The sequence below is a fragment of the Halomonas sp. KG2 genome, assembly GCA_030440445.1.
Taxonomy (GTDB): domain Bacteria; phylum Pseudomonadota; class Gammaproteobacteria; order Pseudomonadales; family Halomonadaceae; genus Vreelandella.
In genome coordinates this window covers 3,272,349-3,296,754 of record CP098528.1, presented here as the reverse complement: position 1 = coordinate 3,296,754, position 24,406 = coordinate 3,272,349, and the positions used below count along the sequence as shown (strand labels likewise).

Genomic DNA, 24,406 nt, shown 5'->3' with positions numbered 1-24,406 from the left:
GGAAACAGTTGTGGCAGTTATCAATAGTGTGAGTAAGCGCCACAACCGTAGTAAGTATGCTATCAGATGCACTTAAATTAAGAACTCGAAGACACGGCCAGCATGCACATGTAAAAAGCGTTCATCAAGAAGACCGGTCAACGCAGTGTGATTGTCTGCATGACTTTTCATGCGTTTATTCACTGTGAGCGGCGCGTTTTCCGTAATGATTGAGTCAAACGGTCAAGTAGCATGGCTAGAATGACCACGGCGATACCGGCTTCAAAGCCATCACCGGGGCGTAGTCGCTGAATAGCGCGCCACACTTCGCTACCTAGGCCATCTGCACCAATCATGGCGGCGATAACCACCATCGAAAGTGCCAGCATAATGGTCTGGTTAATACCCGCCATCACCGTGGGTAGCGAGAGCGGAAGCTGAACCTTGAAAAGTTTTTGGCTGCGCGTTGCGCCATAGGCATCGGCGGCTTCAATAAGCTCAACCGGCACCTGGCGGATACCTAACGTTGTGAAGCGAATCGCAGGCGGCATCGAGAAAATTACCGTTGCAAAAATGGCGGATACAGAACCAATGCCGAAAAATGGAATTGCTGGTATCAGGTAAACAAAGGCAGGCATGGTCTGCATAAAGTCCAATATCGGCATGATCAATCGGTACAGCCGATTAGATAATGCCGCTGCAATACCGACAGGCAATGCGATCACCACGGCAACCAGGGTTGCGAAGACCACCAGCGTGAGCGTTTCAATCATCGGGTTCCAGAGACCCAGGTTCCAAATCAAGGCTAGCCCGGCTACTGAACCAATCGCTAAGCGAGTGCCCGCTAGCTTCCAGCAGAGTAGGGTGATTAACCCAAGTAGTGCCCACTCAGGTAGCCACATCAAGCTATCGTTCAAAACATCAATGCCGGTTTGAGTAAAACGGGAAATTGCCCGGGTGACGACTGAATATTCGCTGGTCAACCAGGTCAGGCCGCTTTCGATCCAATCGCCAAGGGGGATGCTTGGAATATCCATTACTGTTCTCCTGCTCGTGCTAATTCATCCAGTACCGCGCCCTTCACAACGACACCTAGCAACCGCTGCTGCTCGTCAATGACGGCGATGGGAAAGCTTTTATCGCTAAACATAGCGAACAGGTTTTGCAGGGGTTCTTCAGGGGGTACTTTGCGGAAGTCTTGAGTCAGGTGATCAATAATAGTATCTGACTTGGCATCAATCGCTTTGCTCGCCGACTCGGCCTCTAGCAGGCCGATTAGGCGGCGGTCACGATCAGTGACATAAATTGAATCAATACTGTGGTCACGCATACGATGTAGTGCAGTGCGCGGGCCGTCGCTTTCGCGGGCGGTAGAGCGCACGGGGCGCATGGCGCTTTCGGCGGTTAATACACGCGAACGGTCGACACCTTCAATAAAGCGGCGCACATAGTCATCAGCAGGTTGGGTTAATATTTCTTCCGGTGTACCAATCTGTACGACTTCGCCATCTTTAAGCAGCACGATGCGATCACCAATATTGAGCGCTTCATCTAAATCATGGGTGATGAAGACGGTTGTTTTCTGCATTTTAGATTGCAGTTGCAACAGCTCTTGCTGCATATCCTTGCGGATTAAAGGATCCAGCGCTGAAAAGGCTTCATCCATTAATAGCACGGTGGAATCATTCGCCAGGGCGCGGGCTAGGCCGACACGCTGTTGCATACCACCGGAAAGCTGATTCGGATAAGCCTCTTCCCAGCCATCTAGCCCTACTTGGGTTAGCGCGTTTTGGGCAATTTGCTTACGCTCAGCTTTATCGACACCGCGGATTTCAAGCCCGAACTCGGCGTTTTGGCGTACAGTGCGGTGTGGGAATAGCGCAAAATTTTGAAAAACCATAGAAAAATGGCGGCGGCGACACTCTAACAGCGCCTTTTCGCTTAACGTGGGAATATTCTCGCCATCAATGATTATTTCGCCTTCGGTGGTATCAATCAGGCGGTTCAAACACCGAATTAACGTTGACTTGCCAGAACCGGAAAGCCCCATAATGACGAGAAGTTCGCCTTCATAGACATCGAATGAGATGTTCGAAAGGCCTAACGTTTGGCCAGTTTTCTCAAGAATTTCAGGGCGTTTTAAACCCTGGTCACGAAGCTCAAGAGCTTTTTTCGGCTGCTTGCCAAATACCTTGCTCAAGCCGCGAACCTGAATTTTGACAGGGCGTGTCTCGTCCATCAGCGATGCCTTTTGCGTGAATGAGCAGCCTTGTGTCGTTGCTCAGCTCGCTTTCCGGTACCCGATGGCTTTCCCTGCAAACAGCGACACAAAACGGTTCATAATTAGAATTTAAGTTTTAACTTGGTTATTTATTAATATTTATTATACATAAGTGGGCAGGGTGTGTCACAACGCCTCCTCCGCTAAGCGTCAAAAGGTGTCACATGTGTCAGTTTTAACCCGCAGTAACAATTTTCTGGGCATAGAATTAATCTGGTTTTTTTTATAAATTTCTGATTTTTATAGATAAGTTTATATTTTTTGGTTTTTGGTATGAGCTATGCAGTGAATTAGGCAGTTAATCGATATTTTGGTTAGAAGGGAGGTAAGCCTAATGGATAAACCAGTTAATCAAGTTACCAAACGCCCCCGTGTGCTTACATTGTGCATGTTAGCAGCTACCGTTAGCACATTAGCTCTTGCTGGTTGTGGTAACGGTGATGAGCCAATGCCGCCTGCCGAACAGCCAGAAACGATGGAACAAGATGCGACTTCCTCTACTGGACAGGCAACTACTGCAAGTGATGCTACCGCATCGGATACTACTTCTGACCCTATGATGAACGATGAGCCTGCAGTGGCTGATGACTCTGACATGGGCGATCCTGGGCTAAGCGATGATGCCGCGGCATCACAAGAACCTATGCCAGATGAAGAACCTATGCCCGATGAAGAGGCTAGCAACCCAGAAGATTCTGAAGAAAACCCAGGATTTGGTGAAGGTACTGACCCGATGCCAGGTGCTGATGAGAATGACGATGAGATGAATAGCGGCCAGTAATCGTTAACGCTCCCTACGATGATAAGCCGACCCAGCTGTCTGTTCCCTGCGGCTGCTCCACACGGTTTATCATCCTTTCCCCCCGCGCCCGCGGGGGTTTTTTATGGTGCGCCAGGCATGGCGCGCAGCGCCTTAACAGGCGCTATTCCTGAGGGTGGTGCCTCAGGATGACTTGGGGGTGAAAGTCCCCTGCACGCCCGGCAAGGGGAAGTGCTAGCCGACGGCAAGGGTGTCCCTCGCGAGGGGGAATCTGAAGGAAGCCCAAGGCAAAACGCTGGCCTGACGAATAGGAAGCGGATACGAGGCGTCATGGCGGGGTGAGATGGCCATAATCATCAAAGCCTGGTACTTGCACGGAACGCCATGACGTAGATCCGACAGGCATAAGCGGGAAGGTCGCGCGCCTTACCCTGGGAGGTCTGGTGATCTGCCACAGTGCTACCGGCGTCGAGAGGCGACGGGATGGGTTACCAGACGTCAGCCGAGGCCATAGTAAGTGCCGGTTCACTACGGCACCAAGGGCCGAACATGAAGAACCGCGAGTAGGCGATAACGTCTCGAGGATCGATCATGAAGACAGACCATGACGCTAATACCGTCACTCACCCAGAGGGGCAGGAGCAGAACTCCGCGCCCCAGCCGGTGGGCGTCGAGACGATCCCGGCGTCGTTATCGTGGACGAAAGCGGAGTCAGCCTCGCTCATGGAGCGGGTCGTTGACCCGGAGAACATGGAGCGAGCTTACCGTAAGGTGGCTGCCAACAAAGGTGCACCGGGTGTCGATGGCATGACGGTGCATCAACTGGCTGACCACCTAAAACAGCACTGGCCAACGCTGCGTGAGCGGCTGTTGGCCGATGCGTATCACCCGAGTCCAGTTCGAGCAGCCACGATCCCCAAGCCTAAAGGCGGAGTGCGGCAGCTCGGAATACCCACGGTCACCGACCGGCTGATCCAGCAAGCGCTGTCACAAGTGCTCATGCCGGTCTTCGACCCGGGGTTCTCCGCGTCGAGTTACGGTTACCGCCCCAAACACAGCGCCAAGCAGGCCGTATCGGCCATGAAGGCCCATGTTACCGCTGGCCACCGCTGGGTGGTCGACCTTGACCTGAAAGCCTTCTTCGACCGAGTGAACCACGATCTGCTGATGGCACGGGTAGCGCGGCGCGTTGATGACAAGCGCGTGCTGCGCCTGATCCGCCGCTATCTGGAAGCGGGTATGTTGCAACATGGCTTGCCCACGCCGAGGCGACAGGGGACACCCCAAGGCGGACCACTCAGCCCGCTACTGGCGAACATCCTGCTGGACGATCTGGACAAGGAGCTGGAACGCCGAGGCCACCGCTTCTGCCGCTACGCCGATGACGTTCAGGTGTACGTCAACAGTCGGCGGGCAGGCGAGCGTGTCATGGAAAGCTTGAGTGAGTATCTCGAGAGCTCACTTCGGCTGACGGTCAACCGCACGAAAAGTGCGGTGGACCGGCCATGGAAACGCGGCTATCTGGGCTACCGTCTCACTTGGCACAAGCAGCCGAAGTTGACGCTGGCCAAGGCAAGTCTGAAGCGCATGATGCAGCGTGTTCGTGAGATCCTGAAGCGTGGCAGGGGGCGTAACACCCAACGGATAATCGAAGAGTTGGGGCCAGTCCTGCGTGGATGGGCCAACTACTTCAGCTTTGTTGATGTGAAACGGCCCTTGGAAGCGCTGGATCAATGGATACGTCGCCGCTTACGCGGCCTAATCTGGCGGCAATGGAAACGTTCAGCGACTCGTCGCCGGAAACTTCAAGGGCTGGGCCTGGACGCGCCCCGAGCTTGGAAATCGGCAGGCAATGGTCGAGGCCCTTGGTGGAACGCCGGGGCATCGCACATGAACCAGGCCCTGCCGAGGAAATGGTTTTATGACCAGGGACTGATCTCGGTACTGGATACGGTAAGAGGGCTTAACCGTTCTTCATGAACCGCCGTGGTACGGAACCGTATGCCCGGTGGTGTGAGAGGACAGGGGAGGCGACTCCCCTTCCTACTCGATTGATCCGTGAACCCTCTTTGATAAGAAAATTCCCCACACGTACGCCATTTTGGCAAGGTAGTGCATAGCTTGTCGTCATATAGACGAATAGTCGGTTACACCGGTGAGTGGCCGACTATTTGCGTTAATTTATTCCTCGTTATCTTCCAAACGACGATAAAGCGTTCGTCGAGCAATACCCAACACTTCAGCCGTACGCCGTTTATTGCCGCCGGTGGCCTCTAACACTTTGCGTATGTAGCGCTTTTCTACTTCTTCCAGGCTGGGCCAGCGGGTAGGTGCAGGTGCTGGAACCTGAGTGCCAGGTAACACTTCACCAGTGAGTGTCGGCGTTATTTCCGAACCGTTATGTTGGCTAGCCTGTTCGCGTAAGCGCTCTGGCAAATCTTGGTGCTGCAATATGCCTTCTTCGCTCAGTGTTACGGCCCGCATAATAGCGTTTTCCAGCTCGCGTACGTTGCCTGGGTAGGTGTAGTTCAACAGGCTATTTAGCGCTTCGGGCTCGATTTGTTCAATCTGCTTACTTTGCGCTTCGGCGTGTTTATCGATTAATGCAAATACAAGATGCTCTATATCGGTGCCACGCTCGCGCAGTGGAGGAATGCGCAGCGAGAACGTCTCAAGGCGATAGAACAAGTCACTGCGAAAGTTCTCTTGTTCGATCTCTTTTTCAAGATTGCGATGGGTCGCGGCAATGATGCGGACATCTACCGGCTCCTCACGCTCGCCGCCAACGGGTCGTACCGTCTTTTCTTGCAGCGCGCGCAGTAATTTGGCTTGAAGATTAACCGGCATTTCGCCAATCTCATCCAAAAACAGGCTGCCGCCTTGAGCGCTATGAAACAGACCGCGGCGCGCTTCGTTAGCCCCGGTGAATGCCCCTTTTACATGACCAAAAAACTCACTTTCCATTAGATCGGCAGGAATGCTGGCACAGTTAACAGGCACAAAGGGTGCTTCGTGGCGTTTGCTTTCTTGATGGATAGCGCGAGCCAATAGCTCTTTACCGGTACCGCTTTCGCCCAGAATTAAAATAGGCGCATCGCTTTTAGCCAGCCGAGATGCATCATGAAACAGAGACTGCATGCCTGAGCTTTTTCCGACAATGCCGTGAAACTGGCTCAACTCAGTATCGTCGTGGGAGAGAGACAAGCGCTGGCGCTCTAAGACGCGGAAGACTGCCTCGCGAATGGCATCTAAATCCAATGGTTTAGTTAGAAAGTCATCGGCTCCCAGCTTTAGCGCCTCAACGGCTTGGTCAATGGTGCCAAAGGCAGTGATGACAATAATGCCCAGCTCGCTACCGCTTTGACGCAGTTGCTGAAGTAACTGAATGCCGGTCATTCCTGGAAGACGTACATCCGTAATCATCATTGCCACAGCTGTATGGCTTAGTAGTGCCAAGGCGTCTTCGGCACTGGGAACGCCTAGCGTGTCATAGCCCGCGTCGTTGAGCTCTTCTTCCAATAACTCACGTATAGCGGCGTCATCTTCCACTACCAATAAAGGTAAAAGGTGTTCCTGATGGGTCACAAACGTTTTCCTCAAGCGGATGCGGTTTCACTAAGGGGGAGCGTAATCTCGAATCCAGCGCCGCCAAGGCCGCTATCAAATACGCCAATCGTCCCGCCGTGGTCGTTAATAATGCGATGCACCATGGAGAGCCCTAAGCCGCTGCCTTGGCCCACCGGTTTGGTCGTAAAGAAAGGATCAAATACTTGCTGATGATGCGACGCTGGAATGCCAGGCCCGTCATCTTCCACCCAGAGTGTTAGCTCTTCACTGTATTGCTTGGCACTAAGGCGTATACAGCTAACATCTGGTGCTTGCGCTGCGTTGCGTAATAGATTGGTGAGTACCTGCACAATTTGCTGCCCATTGACCAATAAATGGGGGGTAGGGGAGGGAAGATCAATATCCAAGTGAATATTTCGTGGCTCCAGCTCCTCTTCCACTAACTCACTGGCACTCAGAATAAGCTGATCCAACGCTTGCGTGTCTTTCTCTACGTTATGTTGTCTGCCTAGTTCCATTAATTGGCGGACAATTTGAACAATTCTTTCGACTTCGCCTCGGATACGGCCTAATCGTGCACGTTCGTCATCGCCAATGGTGTCCCTGCGGGCTAAGCGCTGGGCTTGGCCATTGATGACGGTTAATGGTGCGCCAATTTCATGGGCGACACCGGCCGCCAAAACGCCTAACTCCGCCAGCTTTTTAGATTTGCGCAGGCGCTTTTCTAGTTCGATTTCGCGCTGCCGACGAGCATCAATATCGCGATCTTTTTCTGCCATGGCATCTAGCATGCCGTTCAAGCCTGATGCTAAGCGGCGATATTCCGTCGGGCCATCGACCGTAGCCCGTTGGCTGCGGTCGCCATCTTCCACAAGTAACATCACGTGCAAAAGACGATTGAGCGGTCGTTCTATATAGTGCCTAAAGCCCCACCAGATGCTAAAAACAATACCGGCCGCTCCGATTACAAACACTAAAACCGCCACAATGCTGATAAAGCCCGTATAGTTTTCGATGCCGGTATTAAGTCGATTTACCTGCAGAACACCTCGTACCGTACCATCTTGCGCCCGCAGCGGAATCAATGCTGAGTAGTACGTCCAGCCTTCCTGTTGGCGGTAATTGCTATACAGGTCATCTTGTTCGATAACCTGCTGAATTTCATCCGGCGTAAACAGGTCTTTGCCCAACCCCAGCCCATAAACTTCCCGGCCTTGGGTGTCGAACACATAAGCACCATAGATACGATGGAATGAAAAAGCGGATTGCAGTGCTTCTTCTAGCGGGGTGTCGCTATCGCGAGTGGCGGCGTAACTCAGTGATGTGCCCAGTGCACGGGTGATAATCTCAACTTCGGTTTGCAGCTTGGAACGCACGTTATCTTCTAGCGACTTGATAGCCACTAGGCTAAAAACCACTAGAATGACAAACAGTGGCACGATGACCGTCAAAATAATTAAATTACGTAGTCGCATCAGGCATCCGTGATGAATACTGGCTGTTCAGCAGTGGACAGCATTGGCAGCGTACATAGATAGTGTAAATAAATAGACAGTATCAATAGGCAGTATAAAGAGTAGCGGTTCAGATAACGTTAGTGTGGGTTAATTAACCACCTGCAAACGGTAAAGGCTGCCCTGATCGCCATCGGTTAGCAAATAAATGGCGTCGTTAGGGCCTTGGCGCACATCGCGAATGCGGCCAATGTGGCCGTCAAGAATAACCTCTTCATCCACCACGTTGCCGTTTTCCAATTGCAGACGCAGCAATGTTTCGCTGGCTAAACCACCGGCTAATAGCTGCCCCTGCCAGTTTCCAAACGCGCTGCTGGTGACTTCGGTAAGGCCCGAAGGCGCAAATCGACCTTCAAAGCGGTAAACCGAGTCGACCATGCCGGGCTTCGATTCGACTCCAATCGGCTCATTAGTCCGATAATCATTTCCCAGGCTAACCTCTGGCCAGCCATAATTACTGCCTGCTTTGATGTGATTAAGCTCATCGCCTGTGCGCGGGCCATGTTCGGTCGCCCAGGGTTCACCATTGCTAAGTACCGTCAACCCTTGAATGTTGCGATTGCCCGTGGAGTAAATTTCATCCAAGGTGCTATCAGCGCCCACGAAAGGGTTATCGTCAGGAACACCGCCCGTATCCGTTAGGCGCAGCGTTGACCCCGCGTGGTCGTCGCTTGCCTGGGCACGGGATGGGTTAACGCCGCGGTCACCAATACTCATTAATAGTGTGCCGTCTGCTAGCCACGCCAAACGCGAGCCGTAATGACGGCCGGGTGAAGAAGCGCGGTCCTGTTCAAAAAGGTGCTCGACCTCACCGAGTGAATCCCCTTGCCACTTAACCCGTGATAGTGCTGAGCGACTGTTATTGCCGTCTGGTTTGCTCCAGGTGAAATAAATCCAGTCATGTTCACCGTCACCAAAGGAAGGGTGCAAGGTGATATCGAGAAGCCCACCTTGCCCCTGGTGGCTGACCGTGGGCATTTCTTCGAGCGTTTGCTGGTTACCTTCTTGATCTACCAGGGTGAGTTGACCACGGCGTTCGCTGACTAAAAAACGCCCGTCAGGTAAAAAAGCCACTGCCCAAGGGGTGTTCAACCCACTAGTCACACGTTCAAGTGACAAGGTAATTTGATCGGTTTCGATCGCGTCGTGAACCATTTCTGCTTGGGCATTGCTAACAGTGCCCGCCAACATTAACCCGCCAATAGCTGTTAGAAACCAACGATGAGAAGGCGTCGTTAACACTGCTTGGCGTGCTTGTGATTGAGGTTGGCGAATCATGCTCACTCCTGTCGTCGGGGCCTTCGATGATCATGATGATCATGTTCCATGCCTAGCAGTGACTGTTTAAAGCGAGCGGGGTTCCCTGTGCTGCTATATATCCGGCGGGCTAAATCAGACGGGCTATAGCAAAAACGCTACATCAGAAATGCCAGCAGTATCGGTAAATACACCAGGGCAAGCAGCGTAGAGCAAAAAACGAGGCTGGCAACATACGCCGGTTCGCGCTGGGCTCGCTGGGCGAACAAGTAGTTAAACACTGCCACAGGCATGCACATTTGTAGCACCAGAATGCTTTGCGCCAGTGGGGGCAGGCCAACCCAACCCGCAATTAGCCACGCTGCCCCAGCGGCAAGGGGAATACGTACTAGGCTAAAACCGATGCCGGAACGCAGGCTTTTTACCTGGATGCTGGCTAGGGAAACACCGAGCGTGATCAACATAAGCGGTACGGTGAAACCAGACATTAAGTCGACCGTATTGGCTAGCCAAGGGGGCAGTGATGTGTCGGTTAACAGCAGCGCCATTGAGATTAAAATGGCATAGACGGTGGGCGTTTTCAGCAGCGTTTTAGTCGGGCTTCCGTTGCTATTGAGAACAGCCCCTAAGGTGAACTGAAAGAGCGAGACCGTCACCATCACCGTAATACCATAGGCAAACCCTGCGCTGCCAAAGGCATACAGAACAACGGGGAGTCCCATATTGCCGGTGTTGGGATACATCATCGGGGCGAGTAATACGCGCCAACTGCGGCGCAACAGTTTGGCGACCACAAAGCTCGCTGCGCCCATGGTGAGAATCACCAGCGTCGTGGCAAGCATCATCTGTCCAAAGCTATTGGCATCAATATTAGCCCCAGAAAGTGAGGCAAGCACCAGCGCGGGTGTGCCGATGTTAAACACCAAACGAGTAATGAAATCGACGGGGTAGGGATGCCCTAAGCGTACCCATAAATATCCCAGCCCAGCACCGGCGAGTACCGGAGCCATCACGGCAAAAAGTTCGGCGAGCATTACCATTCCTTGACGATGATTAGCGACTCATTGTCGTTAATTAGGCCGCTAACTGGCAAGGTGAATTGGTTATTCAGCGTTAGTGGTGGAGTGATTGGATTGCCAAGCAGCCGGAACTTGCTCGCGTAAAAACTCGAGCAGTGCGTTAACCCGACGCGAATGGTGGCCGTAAGCGTACAACATGGTGATCGGCAGTGGGGCAGGTTCCCAGCCGGGCAAGCAACTGACTAAATCACCAGGATGATGCTGCTCGCGTTTTTCAACCACCCAGTGGGGCAGCAGCCCGATGCCTTGACCATAAGCAATGGCATCAATTTGAAGCACCGTTAGATCGACGCGCAGCCGCGAGCGGGGCGCATTAAACAGAAAGTCGTCGTGATGAGCATGGTGGAACAGCAGGCCGCTAGAGGCGCTATCGAGTAAATCAATCCATGCGTGTGATTCTAGCTCGCTTGGGTGCTGAGGATAACCAGCGTTGGTAAGATAGCTGGGGTTGGCATAAAGGCCGCGAGTCAAGTGCCCTAAACGCTCCTGGTTGAGACCGCATTCGTGGGTTGCCCCTAGCCAGATGTGCACACTGTTACTGTGCATTTTAGTGGGCGGAGATTCTCGCGTGTGGAGGGTTAATTCCACCTTGGGATAGCGGGTTAAAAATGCATCAACGACGCCTGCCATCCAACCTCGTGCTAATGCCCCGTGAACTTCCAGTGTTACTTTTCCGCTGATTTCCTCACGCAGTTCTGCTAGCGCTTCTTGGCTATGTGCCGCCATCGCTAGCAGTTCTGTGCAGTAGTTATGAAATAGCAGACCCGCTTCCGTAGGAATCAGCCGGTTAGCTTGCCGCCTGAGCAATGGCTGACCCAATCTTGCTTCTAACTGACTAATACGGCGGCTCAGTGTCGATTTAGCAAGTCCTAGCTTTTGTGCGCTGCGCGTTAGGCTACCGGTAGTCATCACATCGGCAAAGGCGGCGAGTTCATCAAAATCGTACATGGTCGGGGCCACTGGGCAACAATTGAAACGCTATTGTGCCATTTAATGATGTTAATGAAAATAATTGGCATTTGTGTTCCGGATGGCTGAACGCACTGTGCGACCTCTTTGTGTAAGAATTATGCAAAAATACGAATGTTAATGATTCGTATTTGATTGCGAGTGCTCTTTCACATTAAAGGAACCCTGCTATGTCTTCTCGTTTGCGTCGCACGCTATTGGCCGGTGCCATCTCTTCATTGGCCAGTAGTGCCGTGTTGGCACAAGGAACACCTCGGCTAGATGATGTTGTGGTTACCGCATCGGGGTTTGAACAGCAAATTTCCAGTGCGCCTGCTTCTATTAGCGTTATTTCTCGTTGAGCGTGGACACTATCAAAATGTCACCGACGCGCTGCGCGACGTGCCGGGTGTGATTGTTACCGGTGGCGGCGCAGGTGACCGTGGCAATGATATTTCAATTCGCGGCATGCCCTCCCAGTACACCTTGATTTTGGTGGATGGACGTCCGCAAAATTCTCGGGAATCGCGCCCGAATGGTAGCGCTGGGTTCGAGCAGGACTGGCTCCCGCCACTACAAGCGATTGAGCGCATTGAGGTGGTACGTGGGCCAATGTCGACACTTTACGGTTCAGACGCTATCGGTGGGGTGATCAACGTAATTACCCGCAAGGTGGCTGATGAATGGCACGGCAATGTGCAGCTCGACACGGTGCTACAAGAGAACAGCAATTCTGGAGACAGCCGCCAAGCGAATTTCTACCTAAGCGGGCCGTTAGTGGGTGACCGGTTAGGTCTGCAACTTTATGGGCGTGCGTCTGAGCGGGATGAAGATGATATTTTGAATGGCTACGAAGAGAAAAGCCTGCAAAGCCTAACCGCACGGCTGAACTTCGCCGCCAACGATAATCACGACTTCACCGCCGAAGCCGGCGTTACCGAACAGGATCGTCACTCGCGGGTGGGGCGTTCTGGCGCTGCTGAGGGTTGCAAAGGTGGTTGCACCGACAGTATCGGCGAATACACCAACACCCACGTTGCCGTTACCCATAGTGGCCGCTTTGACTGGGGCACCAGCGAGACCTTTGTACAGCGTGAGCGTAGCGACAACAAATCCCGCGATATCGAAATTACCAACACCACCGCTAAAACCAGCGCGGTGATCCCACTAGGCATGCACTTAGTGACTGTTGGCGCGAGCTACGAAGAGGAGTCGCTGAGCGATACCACCACCAACCGAATATCTGATCGGACCGAAATCGAAAATAGCCAGCGGGCGCTATTTGTAGAAGATGAGTGGATGTTGACCGATACCTGGGCGTTGACCGGTGGCTTACGCGTCGATGACGACGATAACTTCGGCAGCCACGTCAGTCCGCGCCTTTACAGCGTTTGGAATGTGACACCTGACTGGACCCTTAAAGGGGGCGTTTCAACCGGTTATCGCTCGCCAAGCCTACGCGAAATCACTCCCGATTGGGGGCAGGTCAGCCGCGGTGGCAATATTTACGGTAACCCGGACCTTAAACCTGAAACGTCGCTTAACAAAGAGATTGCACTGCTCTACGCCAATGATGCAGGTCTAAGTGGCAGTTTGACGCTGTTCCACAACGACTTTGACGATAAAATTACGCGTATTGCTTGCCCTGTGGATATCTGTACCGATGGCCGTAACGACTATGGCAGCGACCCTACTTATCGCGTTAACGTGGATGAGGCGGTTACACAGGGGGTGGAAGCCAGTCTGGCAGCGCCGTTGACAGATGCAGTGTCGTTAACGGCTAGCTATACCTTCACTGACTCCGAACAGAAAAGCGGCCAATATGCTGGTGAGCCTTTGACGCAGCTACCGCGCCATCAGGTCTCGGCTACACTTGACTGGCAGGTCAACTCGCGACTCAGCCAGTGGACAAAAGTGAGCTACCGTGGCGAGGAGAGCCAGCCCACTACTGGTCCCTCCAGCCGCTCTGTGGTGGCACCTTCCTACACCTTTGTTGATGCAGGAATGGGTTACAAACTCAACGATAGCACTACGGTGAACGCGGGTATCTACAACCTATTTGATGAGCGCATTACTTACGAAGAGTACGGTTACGTGGACGATGGTCGCCGTGTTTGGTTGGGACTGAATGTCGCGTTCTAGTACCTGTTAGTACCTGTTTGCTATTAAACGTTGCGGCCACCTTATTAGGTGGCCGCGTTTTTGAGTGAACCACGTATTTATTTACGGATGTTGGGCTTGGGCAGGCTGCGTATGTCGTTTGCTAAGCTGCAGTACGCTTATCATCAATGCTGGCAGGAACGTCACCGTCACGATGGAGGCTCCCAGCAAGCCAAATAAGACAATCGCCCCGACACCACGGTAAAGTTCGGTGCCTTCGCCAGGTAAAAATACCAGCGGTGAAAGCCCGCATAGGGTTGTCAGCGTGGTAATCGCAATCGGGCGCAGGCGGGTTTGAACTGCTTGAGATACGGCTTCCTGAACGGATAGCTGCTTATCGTGTAATCGCCGCCGAGCCTGGTCGACCACTAGAATGGGGTTATTCACCACGGTTCCCATTAATATCAAAAAGCCCAGCATCGTAATCATATCGAAGGGCTGACTTAGTGGAGCGATGCCAATAAGTGGCAGTAGGCTGCCCACTGCATTCATGGCTGCCAGACCCATAATGCCACCCACCACGCCCAAAGGAATGGAGGTAAGGATCAGCAGCGGGTAGCCCCAGTGAGAGAAAATCGCTACCAAAAGCAAATAGACAATCACAATCGCAATCAAGAAATTACCCATTAGCGCGTCTCGCGTAGCATTTAACTGATCACTAGCTCCCGAAATTGAAATAGCCACTGCCGAAGATAATACCCCTTCATGGCGAAGCCGCTCCAGCATCCTCTGGGCCTGCTCAACTCCCGCTTCCAGGGCAATACTGGGTGGTGGGATGACATTCAGGGTCACCGTTCGGCTACCATCGACACGACGAATAACGCTGGTATCCATGGTTTCATCAATGCTGGCGACGGCAGAGAGCGGCAACGTCGCGCCGCTGGGGGTATGCAGCAGAAGGTTGGGTAGTTGGTCCAGAGGTAGCGACAGCTGGGGGCCATAAAGATAAATATCGATCTTCTCGTCATCGAGAAAGAAGTCATCTACATAGGCACCTTCGGTGAGTGCGGCGACTGAAAAGCCGACATCTCCTGCCGCTAAGCCAAGCGCTGACGCCTGCGCCCAATCTGGGCGAATTTGAATCAGCGGCTGATCCAACGACAGCGAAGAGGGCTGGCTCTGAATGCGCGGATTGCCAAACTCATTGCGGGCTTCTCGGTAGAGGTTATTGGCGGCTTCATAAACGGTCGCCAAATCCGGGCCGGCGATATCCAGGTTGATACTCCGCGTGCCGCCATCGTTACTGGAAATGATCGAGCCTTTCGAGGCAAACGCGCGCATCCCTGGAAAGCGCTCGTAGTAGCTGGTAAGTGCGTCCATTAACGCTTCGATATCACCAGGGTCCGCTGCTTCCGCGACGATAAACAGCCGCGTCGGGGCGACTCGCATGTTCATATAGGCCAGCGGTGGTACCTCAGTGTCGCCTGCTAAAAAAGCCGCTGGGTCAGCGCCTACATGAGGTAAAAAGTAATCCTCTACGTGCGCGGCGATTCCCGCCATCTCCTGCAGGCTATAGCCTGGCGGTGGGCTCATCACCGCAAAGGTTTTAGGTTCCTCGCCTTCGGGTAAGTACTCGGCGGGCGGAGTGAGTACCAAGAGAGTCCAGCCGCTGATCGCTAGCGTGGTTACCAGGATCGCTCCGCGCCGAAAAGGGGTGGCGATCAAACGCTCAAGTCGCTTCCCAGCCCATGAAGGGGGAGAGGCCGCAGGGCTATTCTCATGTTGGTTGCGCATCGAAAAACTAAAGCGCGAACAGAGGGACGGCACTAGCGTAACTGCCACCAGCATTGAAGCGAAAATAGCAGCGGAAACGGCAATCGCTACATCAGAGTACAGCTGCCCAGCTTCTTCTTCGATAAACACAATCGGTAGGAACACCAAAATGGTGGTGGCTGTCGATGCTAGCGTCGCAGGCCATACTTCCTGCACGCCGCGTAGCGCCGACTCAATGCGGTCGAGCCCTAAACGGCGGTATCGCTCAATATTTTCCAATACTACAATACTGTTATCGACGCTCATGCCTATGGCAAAGGCAATGCCTGCCATGGAAATCACGTTAATCGTGCGCCCGGTGAGCATCAGCCCTAAAAAAGCCGCAATGGTGCAGAAGGGGATGCCGATAACGCCAATAAAGGTGATGCGAGCGGAGCGCAAAAACAGGTACATCACCAACGTTGCAAAGGCCGCCCCAAGTAGCAGGTTGCTCCATACATTACTGACAGAGGCTTCTACATAGCGCACATCATCGGCAGTCAACACCATTTCCATACCTGCCGGGCGCAGAATGCTGTCGTTAATGGCCGCGATTTCTTCCTCAATGGCGTATTTTATATCGATGACATTAGCACCGCTTTCCCGCCGCAGGTCCATACCAATGCCCGGTTGGCCGTTATAAAACGATAGCTGGCTTAAGCGAGACTGTCCCTGGCGGACCTCGGCAACGTCGGCAAGCCGCACGATGCTATCGCCTTGACGAGCGATAACCAGCTGCGCCAAGTCTTCAGCATCATCAAAGCGACCCAGTGTGCGTATCAGATAGCGACGTTTACCGGCTTCTAGTTCGCCCCCAGAAATATCCCGGTTACGTTGGGTGATGGCATCGCGTAACTCGGTAAGTGAAATCCCGCGCTGGGCCAGCGCGCCCGGGTCGAGCAAAATTTGTAGCTGCCGCTGAGCGCCGCCATTGACGCCGACTTCGGACACGCCTTTAACGCTTTCCATGCGAGGTCGCACACGGTCGTCGATAAAGTCGCTCATCAGTTGGATATCTAACGCCTTAGGGTTGCCGGGCAGCGTACCCACGTGAAAGCGCAAAAACGCGTCTGTCGAAAAGGCGGCAGAAACAATCCGTGGCTGGTCCACATTGGTGGGATATGACGATACTTGGCTGAGCGCGTTATTGACTTGAATTAGCGCAGCCGTCATATCCACGCTAAACGGGAATTCAAGCTCAATTTCAGCGCTGCCGCTTTCGGCCATCGCCGTCATGCGGGTAAGATTTGGCACATTGCGCAGGTACTGCTCCTGCTCAATGAGGATCTCTTTTTCGATATCCTGAGGTGTCGCTCCCGCCCAGCGCGTCTCGACCGTTATTGTGCGGGCTTCAATGTCGGGAATCATCTGAACGGGGATGCGCAGCGTGGCGGCAATGCCCAGCAGCAGGAAGATTAGCGCGATAACAGTGACCAGCGTTTGCTGGCGCAGTAGGGCTGCAAACATTACTCGCTCCCCGCTGCGATATCCTCAACGCTGACACCTTCGACCAGCGATTCATTACCCCGAATGACCACCTGCTCATCACCAGCGAGGCCCTCGACAATTTCCACGCGATCGGCAAAGTTAATGCCCAACTGCACACGCTGTTCAGTAACCTGATAAGTGTTGTCTTCATTAGGGGTGGCCACCCATACGGTGACTCGCCCGTCTGGGTAGCGGCTTAGCGCATCGCGGGGAACCGTCAGCCCATCGCTGCCGGTCGACGCCCGCAGCACGGCATCCACTGCATTACCTGGATACAGCGAAGCTGCTTCGGGCACATGGGCGCGTAATAGAAATGTGCGGGCACTGGGGTCACTGATCGGCACCATGGTGGCGATAGTTGTCTCGTAGGTTTGTTGGCCCACGCGCAGGCTGATCAACGCTTCGTCTTGAACGGCGGCATAAAAGGCTTCGGGCACCTGAAAATCAGCGCGCAGCTCATCAAGGTTAACGAGTCGCGCAACGCTATCTCCTGGCGTGACCCACTCACCGAGATTGACGCTGCGAGCGCTGACGACACCATCAAAAGGGGCGTTAATTGCATGGCGAGCCAGAAGGGCGTTTAAGCGCGCTTGCTCCGCCGTTAAACGCGAGCGTGCGGCGCGGGCCACGTTAACGGCACTACGACGAGCACTAGCTTCAGTCGCCGCGATGTTACGCCCCACGCCCACCGATTCCGCTTCCCGCAGTAGTCGTTCTGCTTCCGCTAGTGTGGCCTGGGCCTCCTGCTCTGCGGCAACCGCCGCTGCTACGTCAAAACGAGCCAGGTCGTCATCTAGCGCGATTAGCGTGTCTCCCTTGGCGACGTGGTCGCCAGGATTAACCGCTACCCGAATAATAAGCCCTGCTACTGATGCTGAGAGTAGGGCATCTTCCAGGGAGTTTACGGTGCCGACCAGGTTTGTTTCGGTATAAATTGGCTCGCGGTTTACGGGCGCTAGCTCAACCCTGGGAGCTGATTGCGCGAAGGAAGCGCTAGAGAGCATAAGGCCGCAGAGCAACAGTAGAACCAAGGCAAGATAGCGGACGAGCGGGTGCGCGGTCATGACAGACAGTTCCCTAATAAACATCGAATTCGCTGTTAAGCGGGCGTAAAAAAGCCCTGGCGCATGGCCAGGGCAGTAAGTCAGCATTGAAACAGTAAACAGAACCTTCTAGCTAGTAGTGTTTAGAACTCGTAGCGTGCAGAGAGCCACAGTCGACGTCCCTCTTCGCTGTTGGCATACACATTGCCAAAGCTAGTGCCGTCACCATAAGCGCGATAATCGACGAAGTCTTTATCGAACAAGTTGTAGATGGTGGCACTCACGTTAAATTGCTCGGTAAATGCGTAGCTGCCGCCTAAGTGGAACAGTGAATAGGCTTTGAAGTCGCCTAGGTCGTCGAAAGAGGGTGCGCCCCTAACGCTTTCACGGTTACGGTAACGTTCGCTGCGGTACTCGGCGGAAAGCCACGTGTCCAACTGAGGCGTGGCTTGCCAGCGCAGCGTGGCATTGAATGCATGCTCCGGGGTATCGGTCAGCGGTTCGCCACGGTTGTTACCGCTCTTCTGTTCGCTATCGGTGTAAGTGTAGTTGGCCGATAAGCGCCAATCTGGCGTGAACTGATAGCTGGTAGAAAGCTCGACACCCTGGGTAACGGCTTCATCGATATTGACGTCTTGGCTATAGACACCGTCGGGTACGAGCGGGTTGTTCTCAACAACAATGTCGTTGCCGCTGGCTATTTTGTCGTCAAACTCGTTATAGAACAGCGTGGCGCTAGCGGTGAAACCTGCCAGGCTATCGTAATGTGCACTAATTTCACTGCTGGTGCTGGTTTCCGGTTCAAGGTTTGGGTTGCCGATAGTGAGTATGGTGCCCTGACCGGTGACGCCGTTGATTCCCGCATGCAGGTCATTCAGCGAGGGCGTTTTGTAGCCTCGGCTGACGCCGCCTTTCAGTGTCCAGTTTGGCGTCGTGTTCCACACCAAATAGCTACGTGGGCTGAACTGGCTGCCAAAGGCATCATGATGATCGTAGCGGCCGCCAAGCGTTAGCGCCAAATCGTCACGTAGCATCCACTCATCTTCTGCAAAGAGTGACCACGTAGTTTGCTCAAAGGTCTCATTTGCTAACCCATCATCGAGCTTAGCATCCCACCACTGCAAACCCACCGTGGTCATGTGGTCGCCTAGCGGCATAACATATTTGCTGTCTAACACTGTATTGGTGGTTTCTAGCTCGCGAGGCGCGCCGCCCACGATGCCAGGGAAGCCGTCATAGGCAACGCCATTTTCACCAGGAATCGTGCGGCCTTTAGTTTCTGTGGTGTTGCGCATCAAACTGGATTCGAGCGTGCCTGATGCAAAGCGGCCAGTGTGACCAATAGCAACCTGCTGACGCTCAAAGCGCAACTCGTCGGCGTAGCCATTGGCGGCGCCAGGATCTGGCGCGCAGCTACGGGTGCGGCCATCTAAAGTACCAAGCTGGCATTCGTCATTGTTATAACGCTGTCGATTAACTTCACCATCCACCCAAAGGTCGTGATCGGCATTGGGTGTCCAGGTTAACTTGCCGCCCAGGTTATAGGTATCGCCTTCAACGGGGCTGGGGCCGCGCTGGCTAACGTCAATGGGGTTGCCGTTGCCGTCAGTGTAAGTAAGCTCTGATGCATCCCGCTCGTATAAGCGACCACGCACCTGAATGCCTAGCGTGTCTTGAATAAGCGGACCGCTGGTGTACAGGTTTATTTCGCGGCGATCACCGAAATCACGATCTTCATTAAATGTGTTTTCAACGCCTACGGAACCAACCCACTCGCGGTCTACTCGACGAGTGATGATGTTGATTACCCCGCCCATGGCGTCAGAGCCATATAGCGTCGACATTGGGCCACGAATGACTTCGATACGTTCAATACTGGAGACAGGCGGGAAGAAGCTAGTAGACGTTTCGCCAAACCCGTTAGGCGTGACGCTGCCAGCCGCGTTCTGCCGACGGCCGTCAATAAGAATCAATGTATAGTCGCTAGGCATCCCACGAATACTGATATTGCGGCCCCCGGTTTTGCCGACAGACCCACCAACATCAACACCTTCTACGTCACGTAACGCATCAGCCACGCTGGTAATGCGCTTGCGCTCCAGTTCCTCACGAGAAACGACGGAAATACTGGCAGGGGCATCCACCAGTGCCTGCTCAAAACCACTTGCAGATACAACAATATTGTCTAGTTGTTCTGATTCTTGAGCTAAGGCCGCGGTGGCGGAGACGCTAAGAGCGACGGCGCTGGCTAACGCGGTGCGAGTGAAGCGTGGCATGGTGATCCCCTGAGATAAAACTTGTTTGCTAATGAAAACTGTTATCAATCGAGGTGGTGATTCTAAGAAGAAAAGTTCCCATATGCGAGTTTGTTTCATCGAACATCGTGTTGCTTAATGCCGAACAGCGTTATGGAAAAAATATACCTCTATTAGCTTGTTAGGCGGCTAATTAAGCGGGTGTTGCAGTAACTGGAACGTTCGATTCGTTGGAATAATGATGCAAGTGCTTTTGAGAATCGTTATTATCACTGCCACAGACACTCAGGAGCGTTACTTATGGGTTACTCATCGCTGCGCAACGGACTTGTAGGTATTGTGGTAGGCGGGTTATTGGTAGGTGGATCGTTGGCAAGCGTTGCTCAGGCGCGCACGCTGGATACCGCATACGGAGACGTTGACGTTAGTGATGCGCCAGAGCGTGTTGTTACTCTGTATGAGGGTGCGTTAGATGCTGCTTTGGCTGCTGGCGTGACACCCGTTGGCGCGGTCACTACCCGCGGTGGTGATAACGTTGCTGAGTATGTAGAAGCCCACCTAAATGGCGAGCGTCCTGAGATTGTCGGCGTTGTACGTGAGATTAATATTGAAGCGGTTCTGGCCCAACAGCCCGATTTAATTCTGGCCGCCGCCCAGCTACCGGAAGAGCAGTACCAGTTGCTATCGCGCATCGCGCCTACTGTAGTGCCGCACGCTCAGCCGTTAGCGCCTGATAGCTGGGAAGCAGAAGCGCGGCTTTATGGACAGGCGCTCAATCGTGAAGCGGAAATCGACGATGCTATTGCGGCCGTCGATCAGCGTATTAGCGAATTGGCCGCTGCGATTGATGATGCGAACGCAGGTGGCACTGCTGTGCTGGCTCGCTGGATGCCCAATGGCCCGATGGTGATGTCCAAAGAGCTGATCGCCACTGGCCTATTGGCGAAAGTGGGGGTAGAGGTTCAGGATGCGGGTCTGGTTGCTGAAGGTCACCCCCATAGCGATATACTCAGTCTTGAAAATCTTTCCCAAGTGGACGGCGATTGGCTGTTCCTGGCTACGCTTAACGCCGATGGCCAAGCGGCGTTAGATGCCGCCAAGCAAAGCTCCGCCTTCACACGTTTGAACGTAGTTAAACAAGATCAGGTCGTGCCGGTGAATGGCCAACTGTGGAGCAGTGCCAACGGACCGCTGGCCGCTCAAGCCATTCTGGACGATATTGAGAACGCATTGTTGCCGTGACATCACTACCTAGCGCAATGGGCAGCGCCAGTCGGCGCTATGCTCCCCGTACATGGATGCTTATTCTGCTCACCGCCCTTGTGGCGGTGAGCGTCGTTAGTTTACTGATTGGGGCAGGTGAGGTGGGGCCACGCCGAGTGCTGGGATTGCTGCAGAGTGCCAGCGACAGCGAAGCGCAGTTTATCGTCTGGGAGCTTCGCGCTCCGCGTACCTTAATTGGCATTGTGGTGGGTATTGCGTTGGGCGTTGCCGGGGCGCTGCTACAAGCCATTTCCCGCAACCCGCTCGCCGAGCCGGGTCTGCTGGGGGTAAGCGCAGGGGCGGCCTTTGCAGTAGCACTGGCTCTGGTACTAGGGGCTAGCGCTGCTACGCTACGCATTTCGGTTGCCCAGTTAGGAGCACTGATCGGCTGTGTGTGTGTCCTTAGCGTGGCGCGTTTTCGCGGAGTGGGAAATGACCCGGTGCGTTTAGTGTTGGCGGGGGCGGCATTTTCTGGGTTATTAGGCTCGCTCACCTCATTAATGCTGCTGTACGACCAGCGCGCCGCTGATGAGATTCGTTTTTGGGTGGTAGGCAGCCTTGCAGGAAGACGGCTGGATGATCTTGTGGCGGTGTTGCCGAGCTTACTAGTTGCTGCCATCGCGGTGGTTCTCATGGCGCGGCCACTGGCGGCGCTGGCGTTAGGCGAGCGAGCGGCGAGTGGCTTGGGGCATCACCCCACACTGATCCGCTGGGTAGCCGTAGGTTGCGTGGCACTGCTGGTTGGCGCGGCAACTGCGATTGCCGGGCCGATCGCCTTTGTAGGGCTGGTGGTGCCATTTGTAGCGCGTGCGTTTGCCGGGCCCGATATTCGCCGCACGCTGTGGTTTTGCCTGCCGATAGGCCCATTGATTGTGCTTATGGCGGATATTATCTCGCGTGTTGCCGTCGCACCTTCCGAGCTGCCATTGGGGGTGCTTACCGCGCTATGTGGCGCGCCGGTATTGATTGCCGTGGTGCGTGCTAAACGGTTACCCATGCTGTAACGCTTTTTTTAACACCCTGCCGCCCAGGCGTCGCGGTGTCATCTTGGTGATGTGTTGATATGAAAATAATGGCGAATCATCCGCCTTTAACGGATGTTGTCACTCCCAGCCATGTTTTAAACAATGTTCCAATCCATGCCGCAGAGCATGCCGATAGCGTGCCAGCGCCGGAAGGCTACTGGCATATTGCGCTACCCCGTTGGGGCTATAGTTTCCTGCTCGAAAAGCGCGCGCTAGCCGTCAATATTGGTTTGTTGATGGCATTGCTGGCATCTTGCCTGCTCTATCTAAGCTTAGGTAGCGTACCGCTGGCGCCCAGTGCGGTTATTCCTGCCGTGTTAGGTAAGGGCGACATGATGACGGCCTTTATGGTTCAGGAGCTGCGTTTGCCTCGTTTGGCCGCTGCTTGCTTTACCGGAGCGGCGTTCGCACTTTCAGGTATTTTGATGCAAACCCTGGCACGCAATCGCCTAGCCACGCCCGGCATTATCGGTATTGATAATGGCGCAACGGCGTTTGCGGTGGCCTCTATTGTAGGCATGAGCGTGTCTATTGCGCCGCCCGCGATGGCATTGGCTGGGGCAACGACCGCCGCTGTGCTGACCTTTGGCCTCGCGGCAGGCAGTGGTACTCAGGGTTATCGGTTTATTGTCGCGGGCATTGGCGTGGGAGCGGTGTTTGGTGCTGTCACTCAATTAATGCTGGCGCGGGTAGCGATTGACACCGCTAATGCCGCCTACCCGTGGACGGTAGGATCACTCAATGCCCGCCCCGGCGGCGCAGTACAACTGTTGGGAATTGGCTTGGCATTGGGGATTATTGCCGCCTTGGCGCTGGCGCGTTCACTGACGCTGCTGCGCTTTAAAGATGCCACCGCCAGCGGCCTAGGACTTCGTGTTAAAGCCCGCAGGCTACAGATCCTGATGCTTTCCGTTGTGCTTACTGCCTTTGCGGTTGCTGTGGCGGGGCCTGTGGGCATGGTCGCGCTGATTGGCCCAGAGATTGCCCGCTCACTCTCCAGCGCTCGACATGTGCCGATTCTAGCCGCCACCTTAGCAGGTGCTCTGGTGATGTTGTTGGCCGACCTTGCCGGGCGCACCCTCTTGGCGCCGATTGAAATTCCCGTTGGTATTGTCACCGCGGTGGTTGGCGGGCCCTGGCTGCTATGGATATTAATGCGCCCACAACGGAGCCGCCCATGAACAACTCATCTCTTTCACCAGAACAAGTTTCACCAGGACAAGTTTCACCAGCGCCTGTTTCACCAACGCTTGCCACCAATGCGTTGTGCATGAGCTACGGCCAGCGCCGAGTGATTGAAAACCTGGACATTAGCCTGCCAAGCGGGCAGGTCACCGCCATTGTTGGCCCTAACGGCTGCGGCAAATCAACGCTACTTTCCGGCCTTGCTCGTTTGCACAAACCAGATAGCGGTGCGGTACTGCTGGATAGCCAGGATATTCAACGCCTGCCCGCGCGTCAGTTAGCTACTCAGCTAGCGTTGCTGCCCCAAGAGGCGGTGGCTCCAGAAGGCTTAACCGTCACTGAATTGATTCGCTTTGGCCGCCAGCCTCACCAAGGCTGGCTACGCCAGTGGTCGGCGGAAGACCAGCGCGTGGTGCAGTACGCGCTCGACGCTGCTGGTTTGGAAGACCTCGCCGATCGGCCGCTAGAAGCGCTTTCCGGCGGCCAACGCCAGCGTGCCTGGATCGCCATGACCATTGCCCAGCAAACGCCGCTTCTGCTTTTAGATGAACCCACCTCTGCGCTAGACTTAGGCCATCAGATTGAAGTGTTTGAGCTAGTGCGCCACTTGGCTTGCCATGGCCGCACGGTGGTGATGGTATTGCACGACCTCGCCAGTGCTTGTCGTTATTCAGACAACCTGATTGCGATGCGTGATGGCCAGATTATTGCTCAGGGAGCACCCGCTGAGGTGGTGACGCCCGAGCTAGTGCGCGAGCTTTACCAGGTAGACTGTACGCTGCTGCTTGATCCGGATACCGGCAGCCCCTTGCTGGCTAACGTGCGCCGCGTGGCTCAGCTGGCATAAGCG

Annotated in this window: 16 protein-coding genes and 1 pseudogene; 7 read left to right on the top strand and 10 right to left on the bottom strand. The window is 54.2% G+C overall.

Annotation, left to right across the window (positions count from 1 at the left end):
- Positions 1-179: 179 nt before the first annotated feature.
- Together NDQ72_15335 and NDQ72_15330 are read right to left on the bottom strand one after the other, a co-directional pair.
- Positions 180-1,016, bottom strand: coding sequence for a proline/glycine betaine ABC transporter permease (locus NDQ72_15335; GenBank protein ID WKD27412.1), 837 nt, complete (start codon positions 1,014-1,016; stop codon positions 180-182).
- Positions 1,016-2,218 (bottom strand): glycine betaine/L-proline ABC transporter ATP-binding protein, encoded by a 1,203-nt coding sequence (locus tag NDQ72_15330; protein ID WKD27411.1) that lies wholly within the window; start codon positions 2,216-2,218, stop codon positions 1,016-1,018. Before NDQ72_15330 ends, NDQ72_15335 begins: the two co-directional genes overlap by 1 nt.
- 376 nt (positions 2,219-2,594) lie before the next feature.
- Here NDQ72_15330 and NDQ72_15325 point away from each other — a divergent pair, with 376 nt between their 5' ends.
- Both NDQ72_15325 and ltrA read left to right on the top strand, forming a co-directional pair.
- Positions 2,595-3,041 carry a hypothetical protein gene (locus NDQ72_15325; protein ID WKD27410.1) on the top strand — a complete coding sequence of 149 codons (447 nt, stop codon included), beginning with the start codon at positions 2,595-2,597 and terminating at the stop codon, positions 3,039-3,041.
- A gap of 570 nt (positions 3,042-3,611) precedes the next feature.
- Positions 3,612-5,000: a group II intron reverse transcriptase/maturase gene (gene ltrA, locus NDQ72_15320; protein ID WKD27409.1), complete on the top strand. Its 1,389-nt coding sequence runs from the start codon at positions 3,612-3,614 to the stop codon at positions 4,998-5,000.
- Positions 5,001-5,201: 201 nt separating this feature from the next.
- Here the strand turns inward: ltrA and NDQ72_15315 are convergent, their stop codons facing one another.
- The 5 genes from NDQ72_15315 to NDQ72_15295 all read right to left on the bottom strand — a co-directional run bounded on the left by NDQ72_15315 (position 5,202) and on the right by NDQ72_15295 (position 11,385).
- Positions 5,202-6,605 carry a sigma-54 dependent transcriptional regulator gene (locus NDQ72_15315; protein WKD27408.1) on the bottom strand — a complete coding sequence of 468 codons (1,404 nt, stop codon included), beginning with the start codon at positions 6,603-6,605 and terminating at the stop codon, positions 5,202-5,204.
- Between the two features lie 11 nt (positions 6,606-6,616).
- A complete protein-coding gene (locus tag NDQ72_15310) occupies positions 6,617-8,062 on the bottom strand; it encodes a HAMP domain-containing histidine kinase (GenBank protein ID WKD27407.1) in 1,446 nt (481 codons plus the stop codon).
- 129 nt (positions 8,063-8,191) lie between these two features.
- A complete protein-coding gene (locus NDQ72_15305) occupies positions 8,192-9,292 on the bottom strand; it encodes a PQQ-dependent sugar dehydrogenase (GenBank protein WKD30417.1) in 1,101 nt (366 codons plus the stop codon).
- Between the two features lie 224 nt (positions 9,293-9,516).
- Entirely contained in the window at positions 9,517-10,392 is an 876-nt protein-coding gene (locus NDQ72_15300) for an AEC family transporter (protein WKD27406.1), read from the bottom strand.
- 69 nt (positions 10,393-10,461) lie between these two features.
- Entirely contained in the window at positions 10,462-11,385 is a 924-nt protein-coding gene (locus NDQ72_15295) for a LysR family transcriptional regulator (GenBank protein ID WKD27405.1), read from the bottom strand.
- A gap of 191 nt (positions 11,386-11,576) precedes the next feature.
- On the opposite strand from NDQ72_15295, the pseudogene NDQ72_15290 reads away from it, so the two are divergent.
- A pseudogene (locus tag NDQ72_15290) lies at positions 11,577-13,527 on the top strand (ligand-gated channel protein).
- 81 nt (positions 13,528-13,608) lie between these two features.
- Here NDQ72_15290 and NDQ72_15285 read toward each other — a convergent pair.
- The 3 genes from NDQ72_15285 to NDQ72_15275 all read right to left on the bottom strand — a co-directional run bounded on the left by NDQ72_15285 (position 13,609) and on the right by NDQ72_15275 (position 20,104).
- Positions 13,609-16,764 (bottom strand): efflux RND transporter permease subunit, encoded by a 3,156-nt coding sequence (locus tag NDQ72_15285; protein ID WKD27404.1) that lies wholly within the window; start codon positions 16,762-16,764, stop codon positions 13,609-13,611.
- A complete protein-coding gene (locus NDQ72_15280) occupies positions 16,764-17,849 on the bottom strand; it encodes an efflux RND transporter periplasmic adaptor subunit (GenBank protein WKD27403.1) in 1,086 nt (361 codons plus the stop codon). The genes NDQ72_15285 and NDQ72_15280 overlap by 1 nt, the downstream gene beginning before the upstream one ends.
- Positions 17,850-17,971: 122 nt before the next feature.
- Positions 17,972-20,104, bottom strand: coding sequence for a TonB-dependent receptor (locus NDQ72_15275; GenBank protein ID WKD27402.1), 2,133 nt, complete (start codon positions 20,102-20,104; stop codon positions 17,972-17,974).
- Between the two features lie 279 nt (positions 20,105-20,383).
- Here NDQ72_15275 and NDQ72_15270 point away from each other — a divergent pair, with 279 nt between their 5' ends.
- The 4 genes from NDQ72_15270 (at position 20,384) to NDQ72_15255 (ending at position 24,403) form a co-directional block, all read left to right on the top strand.
- Positions 20,384-21,325, top strand: coding sequence for an iron-siderophore ABC transporter substrate-binding protein (locus tag NDQ72_15270; GenBank protein WKD27401.1), 942 nt, complete (start codon positions 20,384-20,386; stop codon positions 21,323-21,325).
- Between the two features lie 56 nt (positions 21,326-21,381).
- On the top strand, positions 21,382-22,350 hold the full coding sequence (locus NDQ72_15265; GenBank protein ID WKD30416.1) for an iron ABC transporter permease: 969 nt from the start codon (positions 21,382-21,384) through the stop codon (positions 22,348-22,350).
- Positions 22,351-22,409: 59 nt separating this feature from the next.
- Positions 22,410-23,552 (top strand): iron ABC transporter permease, encoded by a 1,143-nt coding sequence (locus NDQ72_15260; protein ID WKD27400.1) that lies wholly within the window; start codon positions 22,410-22,412, stop codon positions 23,550-23,552.
- A gap of 89 nt (positions 23,553-23,641) precedes the next feature.
- Positions 23,642-24,403, top strand: a complete 762-nt coding sequence (locus NDQ72_15255) for an ABC transporter ATP-binding protein (GenBank protein WKD30415.1) — start codon at positions 23,642-23,644, stop codon at positions 24,401-24,403.
- Positions 24,404-24,406 lie beyond the last annotated feature (3 nt).